This is a genomic window from Citricoccus muralis (genome assembly GCF_029637705.1).
Taxonomy (GTDB): domain Bacteria; phylum Actinomycetota; class Actinomycetes; order Actinomycetales; family Micrococcaceae; genus CmP2.
In genome coordinates, this window is record NZ_CP121252.1 from 2,438,989 (window position 1) to 2,454,237 (window position 15,249).

Genomic DNA, 15,249 nt, shown 5'->3' on the forward strand with positions numbered 1-15,249 from the left:
AGGGAAGGTCAATAGAGATTCATGAGGAGTTGGGTCATGTGGATCATCCGGTGTGGGCGGCTCCTCTCCGGAATTTCCAGAAGGCGATCGCCAGGGCAAGGAAGGCGAGGATTCCCCCACCGATCCAGTACAGGTGCGAGCCGAATCCGCCCGTGAGCGGAATGATCAGCGGGTCTTGCTGCGGGTTGACGATGTCGCCTGCCTCGTGATGCAGGCTGGCAGGACCGACCTCGGCGGTGAACTCTGCGTCGCGCACGTAGCCGACGGGCGCACGTGTTTCGGTGACCGTGTAGTTGCCCCAAATCAGGTTCTCTACCGAGAATTCGCCGTCTTCGTTGCCAGTCACGTCAAAGCCATCGGGATGGGAGGGCCCAACCATGGTCCATTCGGAGCCGTTCAGCGGCTCGCCCGAACCTTCGGCAACTTTCGCCCAAGAGATGGATCCCGGAAGGGTTTCGTTCACGAAGGTGCACACGATATCGCTGCCGATCCCGACAGCGACCGAGTCATCCCTGATCTCAAGGTCAGTGCCATCGGGGTCCGAGACATCTACACAAGTGAGGTCAGCCTGCTGGTACCCGGCCGACTTTGCCGAAAGATCGGACCGCAGTTCCTCCGATAAGGTGTAGGAGCCGTGGGGGACCTGAACCTTCGTCACGGCGGCACTGTCCGTGATGCCGGCCAGAGCTGCGTTCGCGCCCTGCGCGGAGAGCTCCCACTGCGACGCGTCCGCATCCGGGTCAAAGATCGGTTCCTGGATCTCCTTCACCAAGGTGAGGAACGAGGATTTCAGCTTGTTCACGAAGGTGCAGTCGACGCTGTCGCCGGGGCGAACGCCGGAAACTGTTCCCGACTCCGAGGACAATGTGACGGTTCGCTCAGCACCGGCTGCGTCCACCACTTCACAAGTAGCAGAGACGAATTCGTAGTCGTCTTGCATGGTCTCTGACACGGTGAGATTCACCGCGGACGAACTGGTGAACTGCAGTTTCCAGTCGGCGCGCCCTTCGGAACCAGCCGTTTGCTGCTGGTTGTTCGGCGCACGAGTGGCACCGCTCTGCGGCGCTGCGTTGACGGTCCAGCCACTGGCAGGTTGTGGGTTCTCGCCGGACGCGTCTTGCACGATTTTCTGCACGCTCACCTCAGCCTCGAGCGGAGTATTGGTGAAGATGCACTCGACAGAAGCTCCGGGTTGTCCGCCCACCAGGGCAGGGATCTGCACGGTTCCGCTGATCCCCTCGCCGCTGGCTATGACACGCTCGCCTTCGCGACAAACGTATGAAGCGCCATAGGAAGATAACTGAGTGGTCCCCGCTGCGGTCTCGGAGATTCGGTAGGTTTGACCCGCGACGACGGGAACAGGCCCCACCTGGATAGGCTGAATTCCGTTAGCAGTTCCGGTGGTCGTCGCTGTTGACACGAGCGTGGCGCCACTGTGGACATTCAACGAAAACTGGTCTGTGCTTTGGACACGCGAGTCGACATTCTTCTTGACGGTGAGGTTGGCGGGCGAATTACAGTTGGCCAAGTCGGTACTGTTGCTCAGTGAGGTCGTCACGTTGCCTCCCACCTGCTGCCAGGTCGTCGGGTTGTACTTCCGGACCGTGGTGCCGTTACCCAGATAAACCAATCCATCGGCGTCGAAGGCGATGCCATTGACGTTCGACAAGATCCCACTGCGCGATTCAGTGGCGGAGTGCTGTAGCTGATTATTCGAGCCGGTGCCACGCGCAAGCTCTGCGGCGGTCACGCTGTAGATACTCGTAGTCGTTCCGCTTCGAACGACGTAGAGGTTTCCGTTGGCATCGAAAGCAATGTCACCATTCGCAGTCGTGTTGCCGGGCAAACCAGTATTGATGTAGCCGACCGTCCGCGTCGTTTCCGTAGCCGGGTTGTACTCGTATACGTAGAACCAGAGTTGACCCTGGTTCCCTCCGCCGGAGGGTGTCTGATGATAGGCACCGAAGAGATAGCGGCCGTTAGCCAGGTTTACCGCCCCCGCCACGAGACTCCTGTTTGCTCCCGTGGTGAAGCTCGTATTCGGTACCGTCCGCCATACGCCAGTGTCTCGTCGGTACTCCAGAATCGAGGAAACGTTCTGAGCTGCATTCCCCGCACGGCCGTGAGCATACATGGTCGCACCATCGGCGCCGATAGCAAGCCCGTTAATACCCTGGGGCGGGTTCGCCGTCCAACTACCAAGATCCGATATTTGGCCTTCAGGAGTGATCTGACGCACAGTGCCGTTGTTGGCGACGGAATAGACGTAACCCGGCTGGCAGATCGGCCCTAACCCAGTGGACAACGGCTGAATCAGAGACCGTGCTGATTGATCTGGGGGACCCTCGGCAGGGGAAGCAGTTTCCGCAGGAGACCGAGATTCGCCCGACTCCGCCACTGGCGACTCAGGCGCAGATGCTGATTCGCTGGGCAGAGACTCGTCTGACGCCACATGCCCCGCATTGGACAGGCTAGGTGCCTGTGTCGCTGAGGGGCTTTCCACCGTGGTCGGCACGGCTGCAGAAGGAGTCTCGTCGGCCGAGGCCGGGGTAAAAGACGACAACATCAGTGCCGGAAGGGCCGCTGTCACCACGGCAGCTCCACGCAACCGGCGCGAGAATACCCCTCGCCGACGACGCCACTTCACACCATGTGACACAGCGGTATCCACACTCATCGCAGCTTGACCTCTTTACCCTCGGCTCACATACGGCATGGACGCACGAGCATGCGACGTTGGAGCCAGATGAGACTAGTTCATATTTTGAAAGTAGGTTCAGTTTTTCGAGCGGTGATGATTTTAACTGAACTATAACTACAGCAGGAACCTATACCCTCAGGCAATGAACGTCCAGTTAAAATTCGAAGATTACTCAGAGAGTGCCCAGAGGGCTTGCAGGCCCTGAGTTCGCACGCCATTTGCGCACGTCAAATAGGGGTTCGCCGTACACGAACCCTGGAGTGACACGTCATGAAACTGTGATATTCACTACTACCCGCAAGTCCACTCACAGGTAATAAGACACTTAAATCTTACCCTGATGATTAACAACTTTACGCACCAGTAGTCAAATATGACGCGGCCGCCTTCTTGCCACCGCTTCCGTCGAACCATCAGCGACAATAGAGAGGTGACCGAGCATCGTCGTTCCGAACCCATCTCCGCGCGGCGGCCCCTGCCTGCTGAACCGACCCGAGGTTCCCGGGCACCGGAGCCGGACGACGTCGAGATTCAGTCGGCCACCGATCTAAGGGTGCCCGTCCACCCCACTCGCGCGCTGCGCACCGCACCGGCCTATGTGCCGGAGGCGCGCCGTCTCCCCGGGGCGCGGGTGTGGGCATGGCTAATGGCCATGATCGTGCTGGTGGTGGGCCTGGGCTTCGTCCACCGGATCTTCGTCACCACGAACCTGGGCCAGGTCTGGGAGTACGCGGCCCTGCAGTCGGCCTCGGAATCATTGCCCGACCTGCACGCCGCCACCGCACAACTGCTTCAGTATCTGCCGCAGGTGGTGGGGGTCATCGCGATTCTGGCGTTCGTCGTGCTCACCGTGTACCGACGGCGCTGGTTGGCCTCGCTCATCGCGGCAGCGACCTTCGGGGCAGCGAATCTGACGACGCAGGTCCTGAAGAATCTCGTTCTCGACCGCCCCATGCTCGACAACGGCGTGCCGTATTACACGGGGAATTCACTGCCCTCCGGGCACACGACCTTCGCCGCTGCGGCTGTCGTTGCGGTGTTCTTGGTGGTGGCCCCGCGCTGGCGTCCGGCGGTGGCGTTCATCGGCGCCCTATTCGCAACCGCCGTCGGGGTGGGGACTTTCGTCGAGGCGTGGCATCGCCCCTCGGACATGGTGGCGGCCTATCTGGTGGCCGGAATCTGGGGGCTCGTGGGTGGGTTCGTGACCTTCCGAACCGGGGCGAACTGGAACATGCTCTCCTCGCGCACGCACCGCTACCCCTGGCCCTCCGGGCATCCCATGTGGGACGTGCTGATGTGGCTCACCGGTGCGGCCATGCTGGCCGGAGCCTGGCTGGCGCTACTGCCGGTAGGCGGAGCCGAAGCGCTCCCCGCGACGGTGGACTCCGGATTCGGCACCTCGTCGTGGTACCTACTCTCCGGCGTACTGTTCGCCGCGGGGGGCGGCTTCGTGCTCTTCGCTTTCCTCTCCTCGTTCTTCCGCTGGGAAGCCGGCCGGAAGAACTGAGCTGATCCCTTTTACGTACCCCTAGAGGTCAGCCAGGGCGGAGGCCGGGTTCTCCATGGCACGAGCGACCATGGTCAAGAACGCCGAGGCGGTGCCGCCGTCGGTGACCCGATGGTCGAACGATAAGGTCAGCTCGGTCACCTTGCGCACCAGGATCTCACCCTCGACCACCCAGGGGCGATCGATAATTCGGCCCACCCCGAGGATCGCGACCTCCGGGGCGTTGATGATGGCGGCCGCACCGTCGGTGCCGAAAACCCCGTAATTGTTCAAGGTGAAGGTGCCGCGGGTCAGCTCGGCGGGGGTGCACTTGCCGTCCCGGGCCTTGCCCACCAGCTCGGCAATCGCGGTGTTCAGCTCGCGGGCCGAGAGCTTCTCGGCGTGCTCGATCGCCGGAACCACGAGACCGCGGTCAGTCTGGGCGGCCAGGCCGAGGTTGATGCCGTCGAAATGCAGGATCTCCTCGCCGGTGTCGCCCTCTCCGACCACCCGCGAATTCATCACCGGGTAGCGCTGCAGCGCGGCGGTGGTGAACCGGGCGATCAGGGCCAGCAAACTGGGTGCAGCACTGGCGTCCTGGGCCTTGAGCTCCGCGCGGAGCTCCACGAGTTTCGTGACATCGACATCCAGCCAGGCGGTGGCTTCCGGAATGGTGCGACGCGAGCGCACCATCTGCTCGGCCACCATCTTGCGCACGCCTTTGACGGGAATGCGCTCAGCGATGGCGAGCCCGGAGCGGGAATCAACCTCACCCGAGGGCACCGGAGCCCCGGCGGCTACGGTGGCGGCACCTGCAGCAGCACCGGTGGTGGACGACGCAGCAGAAACCGCGGCTTCGACGTCGGCACGCAGGATCAGCCCGTCCGGGCCAGAGCCCTGCACTGCGGCGAGATCAAGCCCGTGCCGACGCGCCAGTCCGCGCACCAGCGGGGAGATGACCCGCGGGGCACGTCCGGTCGATGCCCCTGTTGAGGCCAAGGCGGCCGGAGCGGGCGCGGAAGTCTTGCGCGCCCGGGTACGTCCGGTGGCCTTGGCGCCGGTGGTGCCGTAGCCGATGAGCACCGAACCGGAGCCCTCGTCGTCCGCGTTGCCCTCCGCTCCATCGCCGCCCGGACCCCGCTCCGGCTTGACCCCAGCCTGCTCCTCCTCGCGGTAGCTCAACGCGCCCGGCTGCTCGGTGGACTTCCCGGTTGCCGCTTCCGGGTCGCCGACGGTGATCAACGGGGCATCGACGAGCATGGTCTCGCCCTCGGCACCGTGCAGAGTGAGCACGGTGCCAGCGTAGGGGCAGGGTACCTCGACCAGCGCCTTGGCGGTCTCCACCTCGGCAATGGGCTGATCGACGACGACCACATCGCCCTCGGCCACCAGCCAGCGCACGAGCTCGGCCTCGGTGAGGCCCTCACCCAGATCGGGGAGATCAAATGTCTGCGCCATGATCACCGCACTCCTTCCGGCGAACGCAGCGCCGTCTCGTCCCATTGCAGATCATCGATCGCGTCCAGAATCCGGTCGACGTTGGGCAGGTGGTACTTCTCCAGCATCGGTGCGGGGTAGGGGATGTCGAACCCCGTCACCCGCAGCACCGGTGCGGCCAGCGAGTGGAAGCAGCGCTGCTGAATCCGCGCCACCAGCTCAGAGGCCACCGAGGCGAAGCCCTGCGGCTCGGCGACGACGACGGCGCGACCGGTCTTCTCCACCGAGGCGGCCACGGTGTCCTCGTCCAGTGGGTTGATGGTGCGCAGGTCCACCACCTCCACGCTGCGCCCCTCCTGGGCTGCGGCTTCGGCGGCCGCCAGGCAGGTGACCACCGAGGGGCCGTAGGTCACCAGAGTAACGTCGTCGCCGGTGCGGGCCACCGAGGCACGCGCCCAAGCCTCGCCCTGGTCGCGGGCGGACTCGACCTTCGCCCAGCGGGCTTCAAATTCGGCGCGCAACTCCTCCAGCGACACTTCGGACTTCGTCCAGTACAGCTTCTTTGGCTCCATAAACACCACGGGGTCGTCCAGCCGGATCGCAGCACGCAGCATCAGGTACGCGTCCGACACGGTAGCCGGGGTGTACACCTTCAGCCCCGGGGTATGCGCGTAATAGGACTCGGAGGAGTCGCAGTGGTGCTCCACCCCGCCGATGCCGCCCCCGTAGGGAACTCGGATAGTGATCGGTAGCGGCGCCCGGCCCTTGGTGCGATTGCGCATCTTGGCGATATGCGAGGCGATCTGCTCAAACGCCGGGTAGGCGAAGGCGTCAAACTGCATCTCAATGACGGGGCGCGCCCCGCCCAGCGCCATGCCGACCGCGGTGCCGGCGATGCCGGATTCGGCCAGCGGGGTGTCGAAGCAGCGGGATTCCCCGAACTGCTGGGTCAGCCCCTCGGTGATGCGGAAAACTCCGCCCAGGGTGCCGACGTCCTCGCCGCACACCACCACCATGTCGTTGTCCGCCATCTCGTCGGCGAGCGCGGCATTCAGGGCGGCGGCAAAGGTCACCGTCGACTGCTTGGTGCTCTTGGTCGTGGTCGTCGCGGTGCTCATGATCCGGCTCCTTCGCGCTCGAGTTCCTCCGCCAGCTGCGCGCGCTGGGCGGCCAGCTGCGGGGTCTGCACGGTGTAGACGTGGTCAAACAGTTCCAGGGGATGCAGTTCCGGCTGCACGCTCATCGCCTCGCGCAACCCCCGGGCCACGTTCTCAGCGGCTTCCGTGATCTCGGTTTCGACGTCGTCGTTCAGCACATTCGCCTCAGTCAGGTAGCTGCGCATCCGCTTCAGCGGGTCCTTATGCTGCCATTCGGCGACTTCTTCATCGTGGCGGTAGCGAGTGGCGTCATCGGCGTTGGTGTGCGCCTGCATGCGGTAGGTGTCGGCCTCCACCAAGAAGGGGCCACCTCCCTCGCGGCACAGCGAGACCGCCCGGCCCAGCACGGCCAGCAGCGCAGCCAGGTCGTTGCCGTCCACTCGCTCGCCAGCCACGCCATACCCCACCGCTTTATGAGCAATGGACGGCGCTGCGGTCTGTTTCGCGATCGGCACCGAGATCGCGTACTTGTTGTTCTGCACGAAGAAGATCACCGGAAGTTTGAACACCGCGGCGAAGTTCAGCGCCTCGTGGAAGTCACCCTCGGAGGTGCCGCCGTCGCCCACCATGCCCAGCACCACGGTGTCCTCGCCCTTGAGTCGGGCGGCCTGGGCCAGACCGACGGCGTGCAGCAGCTGGGTGGTCAGCGGAGTGGACTGCGCGGCGGTGCGGTGTTCGATCGGGTCGTAGCCGCAGTGCCAGTCACCGCGGAACGAGGTCATCACGTCCAGGGGCGCAACGCCGCGAGCCAGCACCGCCACGGTGTCACGGTAGGTGGGGAAGAGCCAGTCGCGGGCGTCGAGGCAGAGTGCGGCCGCCACCTCCGAGGCCTCCTGGCCGTGCGACGACGGGTACACGGCCATCCGCCCCTGGCGGACCAGCGCGTGATTCTGGTCGTTCACGCGGCGCCCGATCACCAGCTGTCGGTACGCGTTCAGCAGCGTTTCATGATCAGGCATCGGGTACTCATGCCCGGGCGTGCTGCCCTGTTCCTCCACCGGCAGCAGGGCGCCTTCGGGAGAAATCAGCTGAATGCGCCCGTGGGTGGGCAGCAAGTAGTCTTCAATCGTGATGCCGAACGACTGGGCCGACTGTTCGGCCCAGGGCACCTCAGTGGTAGTCCGGTCGGCGTCCTGCTCTGCAGTCACGCGGATCACATCCTTCCCCTCAACACATCTCGTGCTTTCATTGTCCCGTTCATGCACGATCGTCCGAGGTTTTTCGGAATTTCCCAGACAGATCGATCACCATCCGTGCAATCTCGAAAACATTTTGATACTGTGAGCCCAGTCACATAAACAGTTCTGGCATTCGAATGGACCCGAGGTACCAATGGTGAGCCTGACCCCCTCCGTGGCGGAGGATCTGGACGACGTCGATCTGCGCATCATCTCCGCGCTGACCCAAGACGGGCGCATGGCAGTGGCCGCACTCGCCGAGCACGTTCATGTCTCCCGCGCCCACTGCTATGCGCGCCTGCGGCGCCTGCAGGATTCGGGGGTGATTACCGGGTATTCCGCAGTGATTGACCCGGTGAAAATCGGCCTGGGAGCCTCCGCCCACGTGATGCTGAAACTGCGTCAACACAACTGGCGCGCGTTGAAGGCCGCACTGCTGAAGATCCCGGAGGTGTGGCACGTCTCGCTGGTGGGCGGGAACATGGATGTGCTGCTCCTGGTGCGTGCAGGATCGATTTCAGACCTGCGCACCGTCGTCTTCGACCAGATTCAGACCCTGCCCGGCGTCGTCGACACCCAGACGTACATGATCTTCGAGGACATCGAGTCGCGCACCGCCCTGGAGTGAATCAGCGGGGCACCGGATCCGTCGGAGGTTCAGCCACCGGGCCCGGGCCGCCGGGGAGCGTGCGCGCGAAGATCAGCGCCCCGAGACCTGCGAGTCCGGCCAGCGCCCAGATCCCAGTGGCCAACGAGGCCACGGCGGTCACCCCGGCCACCAGCATCGGGCCGAGGAGGAATCCGGCGTCAGAAAGTAACCGCCACAGCCCGAGGAACTGGGCGCGACCCTGCGGCGGGGAATAGTCCGCACCCAAGGTCATCACGATGCCGGCCCCGAAGCCGTTGCCCAACCCGATCAGTACCGCGGCCACCATCAGCCAGCCGGCCGAACCGGCGAACGGCACCACCGCCATGCCCACCGCGAGCACGGCCAGGCAGGGCACAGCGACCATGCGGCGTCCGCGGCGGTCCATCAGCGTGCCGGCCGGATAGAACATCAGGGTATCCACCGCCCCCGCCAGCCCGTAGATCAGCGAGGCCTGAGCCGGGGAAAGCCCGAGATGCTCGGCCCACAAGGGAATCACCGCGGAACGGGAGGCGCGGGTAGCCGCTAGGCACAGCACCCCGATCCCCGAGGAGAGCAGCACCTTCCAGTAGCGCCGGGCCAGGGCGCGCATGGTCGGCTGGGTGACCGCGTCCAGCGCCTCTACAGGGGTGACCGGGCCGGGCTGGTCCTGGGTGGGGGCACGCCCGGGTTCGAGCTCCTGGATCCACAGGCTGATCACCATGGCCGCGCCCATCGCCGTCGTGCCCACCGCAAACGCGCCCTGCAGTCCCATCAGCGCCTGCACGCCCGCCCCGAGGAAGGGGCCGGCGAACATGCCAATGCGCATCATCCCGCCCAGGAGTGACATGGCCCGGGCCCGGTGACTGGGCGGCACCGCCACCGCCAGATACGACTGCCGCGCCAGATTGAACCCAGCCCCGGCCATGCCGATCATCAGGATCCCGGCCAGGTAGCCGGTGAACGCCGGGGTGCCTGTCACGCCGAACCAGCCGGCCACCATCCACCAGCTGAGCAGCACCCCCAGGGTGCCCCAGGCGGCGGAGACGATGATGGTGGTGCGTTCGCCGGCCCGGGCGGCCAGATGCGCGGCCGGGGCGTTGGCGATCAGGGAGCCCACGCCGATCAGGGTGACCGACGCTGCCGCGAGCGCGAGCGTGGCCCCAAAATACGACGCCGCCGCGGCGATCGCCGGGGTCACCGCACCCACGCCGAGCGAATAGACCAGCGACGGCGCATAGATCTGGAAGGCCCGGGACAGCGGTGCGTCGTCTCTCATACCGGGTGCCATTCTTCCTCCACGTGCGAATACCATTACGATATCTGCATGGCGATCACCACTGTGAACACTGATCCGAACGCGCGCCCCCGCAACGGCGTCGACCGATATTTCAAAATCTCCGAACGCAGCTCGACGTTCGGTCGGGAGGTGCGCGGCGGCATCGCCACGTTCCTCGCGATGAGCTACATCATCGTCCTCAACCCGCTGGTGCTCTCCGGTCCCGACGCCGCTGGCAACACCCTGGGCATCCCCCAGGTCGCCTCGATCACTGCACTGCTGGCCGGCATCACCACGATCGCCATGGGCCTGTGGGCCCGCCACCCCTTCGCACTGGCCGCCGGTCTCGGTATTAACGCGTTCCTCGCCGTCACCATTGCCACCACCCCGAATCTGACCTGGCCCGAGGTGATGGGTCTGGTGGTGCTCGCCGGACTCGTGATGGTGGTGCTGGTGGCCACCGGGTTCCGCCAGGCGGTGTTCAATGCGGTGCCGGAAGCACTGAAAACCGGCATTGTGGTCGGCATCGGCCTGTTCATCGCCCTGATCGGTTTGGTGAATGCCGGGTTCGTGCGCCGTCTCCCCGACGCCGCCGGCACCACGGTTCCGGTAGGTCTGGGCACCGGCGGCGAGCTCAACGGCTGGCCGGTGCTGGTGTTCGTGATCGGGCTGCTGGTGACCGCCATCCTGGTCACCCGCAAAGTCCGCGGCGCCATCCTGATCGGCATTGTGGTGGCCACCGTGCTCGCCAACATCCTGGAAGCGGTGTTTCACGTGGGTGCCTCCAGCGCGGACAACCCGCTGGGCTGGTCGCTCGTCGCGCCGAGCCTCGAAGGCTGGTCGGCACCGGATCTGTCGCTGTTGGGCGAGGTTTCCCTGTTCGGCGCCTTCACCTCATTGGGCCCGGTGATCGCCTCACTGCTGGTGTTCGCCATTCTGCTCTCGGTCTTTTTCGACGCGATGGGCACCTCGGTGGGCATTGCCCGCGAGGCCGGCAACGTGGACGAGCAGGGCAATATCCCGCATCTGAACCGGGTGCTGATGGTCGACGCACTGGCGGTGTCGGCTGGTGGTGCGGGCTCCGGCTCGGCCAACCAGATCTTCGTCGAGTCCGGCACCGGTGTGGGCGAGGGGGCGCGCACCGGTTTCGCCTCGATCATCACCGGCGTCCTGTTCCTGGTGGCCATGTTCCTGACGCCGCTGATCCACCTGGTGCCCTTCGAAGCGGTCGCGCCCGCGCTCGTGGTCGTCGGGTTCATGATGGTCACCCAGGCCGTGCACATCGATTGGAGCGACTGGGGTGCCGCCCTGCCAGCCTTCTTGACGTTCATCCTGATGCCGTTCACTTACTCGATCGCCAATGGCATCGGCGCCGGCATGATCGCCTACGCCGTGATTCGTACCGGGCAGGGTCGCGCCAGAGAGGTCCACCCGCTGCTCTGGGTGGTGGCCGCCGCCTTCGTGCTGTACTTCGGGCTCGGCGTGTTCCGCGGGATCTTCGGTCTGGAGTAGACCCGACGGGGCGTGCGGTCGCCCAGGCTAGAGGGCGGAGTCGAGCCCTTTCTGTTTCAGGATTTCGCGCTGGTTCGGGTTCACCGAGGGCCGGAACGGCACCTCCACTACTTCGGCGCGCTCCGGAATTCCGGGGTTTTCCACGTACTGATCCGGAAGGTGCACCCAGAACTCGGTGCCTAGCGCGGTGGATTCCACTGGTACGTGTGCCAGGGCGATATTGCACTCCAGCTCCGGGGAATACCAGGGCGAGGTGATGTAGCCGACCGGTTTGTCTTCCGGGTTCGCACTGATCAGCCAGAAATCCGGGGCGTAGTCGTCAATCGGGCGTCCGCCGAGCTTCAGCCCCACCAACTGGGTTCTGTACGGTGGCCGACCCGCCTCAATCTGGGCGCGTGCGGACTCGAGTGCGGCCTTGCCGATATAGTTCGCCGACTTCATGCGCGGCACCTGATACCCCAGATTTACCTGGAACGGGAGCGTTTCGACGTCCATGTCCTGCCCCCAGGAGAGGATACCGGCGGCGATGCGCCGATGGTGCGCCGGGGCCACCACGCGCAGCCGGTGCCGATCCCCCGCTCCCACCACCGCACTCCACAGGTCCTCCGCGTGCTGCGTGGCATCACGCAGGTATACCTCATACCCCTTCTCCCCGGTGAAACCCGTTTGAGAAATGACGACGTCGCGGCCGGCAATCTGGGTGGCATGCAAACCGTAACTGGGGATCTCGCGGGCTACCGGACCGATCAGATCCTCGAGCAGGTCCACCGATTTCGGCCCCTGAATCTGCACGGGAGCGACGTCGATTTCTGCAATGTCGACGTCGAAGCGCCGCCCCACATTCACCCCCTGCAACCACAGCATCAGGTCGGAATCGGAGAGGCTGAACCAGAACTCGTCCTCGGCCAGCCGCAACAGCACCGGGTCATTGAGGATGCCGCCGGACTCGTTGCACAGAATCACATAGCGGGCGCGCATCACCGGAATCCGGGTGGCATCGCGGGTAATGACGAAATCGACGAACTTTTCGGCGTCGGGACCTTTGACCTGAATTTGCCGTTCGACGGCGACATTCCACAGCGTGACGTCGTTGACGAGGGATTCGTATTCCACGGACATGCCACCCTCCTCGCGCGGCACGTAACCGCGGGGGTGGTACATCCGGTTGTACACGGAGGCCCTCCAGCACCCGTGCTCCATCGACAGCGCCCAATACGGGGACTTGCGCACCCGGGTATCAATGAGCATTTCCACGGGCGTGGGGCCGGACTGGCGGAGGTTGATCGGAACGAGACGGTCGCTCTGATCGACGGAAGGCACGTTGTAATTCATGATTCCTCCTGAGCTCCGGTGATGGAGTTCTCCCTTATGAAACTTGAATCCCAGACCATTCCAGGTGCGGCCAGTCTACGACCAGTGATCACGGGGCACAAGGGTGTTCCAGAGCGTACTTCAGCGCCCGCAGGACGAGAGCTTCACGCCCGAGGACCCCTGGGAGAAACCAGAGGACTTCCGGATCAGCCGCGCACCAAAGGGGTGCCACCGCGGATCACCGCCGTCGTCGATGTTGACCAGCTGCGCCGGGAAGCCGAGCGACAACGTTCTCGCCACGGCGGTGGCGCGCTACTGTGGTGCCCATGACCCACCACACCACCAGCACTGACACGACCACGCCCGTCGCGGCCTCCGCCACCGCGCCCGTTGCCGAAACTCGCCCCGTCCAGCGCACGCACCACGGGATCACCGTCACCGACGATTTCGACTGGCTGCGAGATAAGGACGCCGACGACGTGCTGGCGCACCTGCACGCCGAGAACGCCTACACCGAATCGCTCACCGCCGATCAACAGCCGCTACGCGAGGCCATTTTCGCGGAGATCAAGTCGCACACCGTGGAGACCGATCTCTCCGTGCCTTCCCGCCGCGACGGCTGGTGGTACTTCGCCCGCACCGAAGAGGGCCAGCAGTACGCGATCCACTGCCGGGTGCCCGCATCCGACACCGGCGACGCCGAAGCCGACTGGACGCCCCCGGTCATCGAGCGCGGCGTGGCCCTAGACGGCGAGGAAGTCATTTTCGACGCCAACCGGGAAGCCGAGGGCACCGCGTTCTTCGCCCTGGGCGGGTTGGCGGTGAGTCGAGACGGCACCCTGCTGGCCTACGCCGTCGACACCACCGGCGATGAGCGATTCACGCTGCGGGTCCGGCGTCTCGACACCGGGGAGGAGCTGGGCGACGTCGTCGAGAATGTCTCCTACGGGCTGGCCTTCGATCCGACTGGCGAGCGGATTTTCTACATGGTTCCCGATGACACCTGGCGTCCGTACCAGTTGTGGACGCTGAATCTGGGCGGGGAATCCGAGCTGCTGCACCAGGAGGACGACCCCGGGTTCTGGACGGGATTTGACCTGTCCGCCGAGCGAGACCAGCTGGTGATCGGCAGCGGCAACTCCGAGGTAGCCGAGACCTGGATTCTGGATCTGACCGACCCGACAGCCCGGCCCGAACGACTGGTCTCGCGCGAGCACCAGATGCTGCACAGCATAGACCCGGTACGGCTCGACGGCGCCCCGCACTACCTGGTGACCCACGACCGGGACCTCGCAACGCAGAATCCAGCGCCGAACAACATGGTCTCGGTGGTGGCCGCGGAGCAGATCACCGACCCGAGCGCTTGGCGCACCGTGCTGCCGCATTCGCCCACCGTCAAGATCGACGGGGTGCACCCGAACCGCACACACCTGATGATCGCCGCACGGGCAGACACCACCCCGCGCACGCTGATCCTGCCGCTGTCCGAGCTGCCCGCCGAGAGATCTGCCGGGCACCCGTGCCCCACGGAGCCGCGGTTCGGTGAGGAACTGTACTCGGCGGAACTAGCATCAGCGCCCTTTGACTCCCCGTTCATCCGGCTCGCGTACTCCTCCTGGGTGACCCCCGACCAGGTGCTCGACTACGCGCTCGCCACCGGGGAAACGCTGCTGCGCCGGGCCACCGAGGTTCCGGGTTACGACCCGAACCAGTACCTGGTGGAGCGGTGGTGGGCGCCGGCCGAATCCACCGACCGTCGTGTGGCCATTCCGCTCACGGTGATCCGGCATCGCGACGTCGAATGGAATGGCTCCAACCCGTGCGTGGTGTACGGCTACGGTTCCTACGAGGCATCGATGGACCCCGGGTTTGCGGCATCGCGGCTGTCACTGCTGGACCGGGGCGTGGTGTATGTCGTCGCCCATGTGCGCGGCGGCGGCGAGCTGGGCCGCGCCTGGTACGACCAGGGGAAGAAGCTGCACAAGAAGAACACGTTCACCGATTTTGTGGACGCCACCCGGTTCGTGGCGTCCTCCGGGTGGGTGGATCCTGACCGCATCGGCTGCATGGGCGGCTCCGCGGGCGGGCTGCTTATGGGCGCGGTGCTGAACCTGGCCCCGGAGCTCTACCGGGTGTGCGTGGCCCAGGTGCCGTTCGTGGACGCGCTCACCTCGATTCTGGATCCGGACCTGCCGCTGTCTGCCCTGGAATGGGAGGAGTGGGGCAACCCGATTGCCGACGAGCAGGTGTACCGCTACATGGCCGAGTACACCCCGTACGAGAACGTGCGGGCTGTGAACTACCCGGCGATTGCCGCCATGACCTCGTTGCACGACACCCGGGTGCTCTACGTGGAGCCGGCGAAGTGGGTGCAGCAGCTGCGGCGCACCATCACCTCGGACCAGGCCACGCCCCTGCGCGACGGCGGCTCCCCGGTGGTGCTACGCACCGAGATGGACGGCGGTCACGGTGGGGCCTCCGGGCGCTACCGGTCCTGGGAGGAGCGCGCCTGGGAGTACGCGTTCCTGCTCACCGGGTTGGGGCTCGACGTCGAACACTGACC

11 protein-coding genes are annotated in these 15,249 nt (G+C 65.1%); 4 read left to right on the plus strand and 7 right to left on the minus strand.

Annotated elements, in window-relative coordinates; genetic code table 11:
• Window positions 1-43 precede the first annotated feature (43 nt).
• Window positions 44-2,239, minus strand: coding sequence for a SpaA isopeptide-forming pilin-related protein (locus P8192_RS11185; RefSeq protein WP_278157128.1), 2,196 nt, complete (start codon window positions 2,237-2,239; stop codon window positions 44-46).
• Window positions 2,240-3,131: 892 nt separating this feature from the next.
• Here P8192_RS11185 and P8192_RS11190 point away from each other — a divergent pair.
• On the plus strand, window positions 3,132-4,208 hold the full coding sequence (locus P8192_RS11190) for a phosphatase PAP2 family protein (RefSeq protein WP_278157130.1): 1,077 nt from the start codon (window positions 3,132-3,134) through the stop codon (window positions 4,206-4,208).
• A gap of 21 nt (window positions 4,209-4,229) precedes the next feature.
• Here the strand turns inward: P8192_RS11190 and P8192_RS11195 are convergent, their stop codons facing one another.
• From P8192_RS11195 to P8192_RS11205, 3 genes are read right to left on the minus strand one after another with little or no spacing between them, the layout of a single operon-like run.
• On the minus strand, window positions 4,230-5,645 hold the full coding sequence (locus P8192_RS11195) for a dihydrolipoamide acetyltransferase family protein (protein ID WP_278157132.1): 1,416 nt from the start codon (window positions 5,643-5,645) through the stop codon (window positions 4,230-4,232).
• Between the two features lie 2 nt (window positions 5,646-5,647).
• On the minus strand, window positions 5,648-6,742 hold the full coding sequence (locus tag P8192_RS11200) for an alpha-ketoacid dehydrogenase subunit beta (RefSeq protein ID WP_278157133.1): 1,095 nt from the start codon (window positions 6,740-6,742) through the stop codon (window positions 5,648-5,650).
• The gene (locus P8192_RS11205; RefSeq protein ID WP_431521180.1) at window positions 6,739-7,935 is read right to left on the minus strand and encodes a thiamine pyrophosphate-dependent enzyme; all 1,197 of its coding nucleotides are present in this window, start codon (window positions 7,933-7,935) and stop codon (window positions 6,739-6,741) included. Before P8192_RS11205 ends, P8192_RS11200 begins: the two co-directional genes overlap by 4 nt.
• Window positions 7,936-8,113: 178 nt before the next feature.
• Between P8192_RS11205 and P8192_RS11210 the strand changes: the two genes are divergently transcribed.
• Window positions 8,114-8,587, plus strand: a complete 474-nt coding sequence (locus P8192_RS11210) for an Lrp/AsnC family transcriptional regulator (protein WP_270107387.1) — start codon at window positions 8,114-8,116, stop codon at window positions 8,585-8,587.
• A gap of 1 nt (window position 8,588) precedes the next feature.
• Here P8192_RS11210 and P8192_RS11215 read toward each other — a convergent pair whose 3' ends face one another.
• Window positions 8,589-9,863, minus strand: a complete 1,275-nt coding sequence (locus P8192_RS11215; protein ID WP_278157134.1) for an MFS transporter — start codon at window positions 9,861-9,863, stop codon at window positions 8,589-8,591.
• Between the two features lie 48 nt (window positions 9,864-9,911).
• Here P8192_RS11215 and P8192_RS11220 point away from each other — a divergent pair, with 48 nt between their 5' ends.
• On the plus strand, window positions 9,912-11,375 hold the full coding sequence (locus tag P8192_RS11220) for an NCS2 family permease (RefSeq protein ID WP_278157135.1): 1,464 nt from the start codon (window positions 9,912-9,914) through the stop codon (window positions 11,373-11,375).
• Between the two features lie 27 nt (window positions 11,376-11,402).
• On the opposite strand, the gene P8192_RS11225 is transcribed toward P8192_RS11220, so the two are convergent.
• Window positions 11,403-12,707 carry a glycine cleavage T C-terminal barrel domain-containing protein gene (locus P8192_RS11225; protein ID WP_278157136.1) on the minus strand — a complete coding sequence of 435 codons (1,305 nt, stop codon included), beginning with the start codon at window positions 12,705-12,707 and terminating at the stop codon, window positions 11,403-11,405.
• A gap of 120 nt (window positions 12,708-12,827) precedes the next feature.
• Window positions 12,828-12,986 (minus strand): hypothetical protein, encoded by a 159-nt coding sequence (locus tag P8192_RS11230; protein WP_278157137.1) that lies wholly within the window; start codon window positions 12,984-12,986, stop codon window positions 12,828-12,830.
• A 26-nt stretch (window positions 12,987-13,012) separates the two neighbouring features.
• Between P8192_RS11230 and P8192_RS11235 the strand changes: the two genes are divergently transcribed.
• Window positions 13,013-15,247, plus strand: coding sequence for a S9 family peptidase (locus P8192_RS11235; protein WP_278157138.1), 2,235 nt, complete (start codon window positions 13,013-13,015; stop codon window positions 15,245-15,247).
• Window positions 15,248-15,249: the final 2 nt, after the last annotated feature.

Excerpts from the sequence above, each read along its gene's own strand:
- P8192_RS11215 (WP_278157134.1), bottom strand. The coding sequence starts at position 9,863 with ATGAGAGACGACGCACCGCTGTCCCGGGCCTTCCAGATCTATGCGCCG.
- P8192_RS11235 (WP_278157138.1), top strand. The coding sequence starts at position 13,013 with ATGACCCACCACACCACCAGCACTGACACGACCACGCCCGTCGCGGCC.
- P8192_RS11220 (WP_278157135.1), top strand. The coding sequence starts at position 9,912 with ATGGCGATCACCACTGTGAACACTGATCCGAACGCGCGCCCCCGCAAC.
- P8192_RS11210 (WP_270107387.1), top strand. The coding sequence starts at position 8,114 with ATGGTGAGCCTGACCCCCTCCGTGGCGGAGGATCTGGACGACGTCGAT.
- P8192_RS11200 (WP_278157133.1), bottom strand. The coding sequence starts at position 6,742 with ATGAGCACCGCGACGACCACGACCAAGAGCACCAAGCAGTCGACGGTG.
- P8192_RS11225 (WP_278157136.1), bottom strand. The coding sequence starts at position 12,707 with ATGAATTACAACGTGCCTTCCGTCGATCAGAGCGACCGTCTCGTTCCG.
- P8192_RS11195 (WP_278157132.1), bottom strand. The coding sequence starts at position 5,645 with ATGGCGCAGACATTTGATCTCCCCGATCTGGGTGAGGGCCTCACCGAG.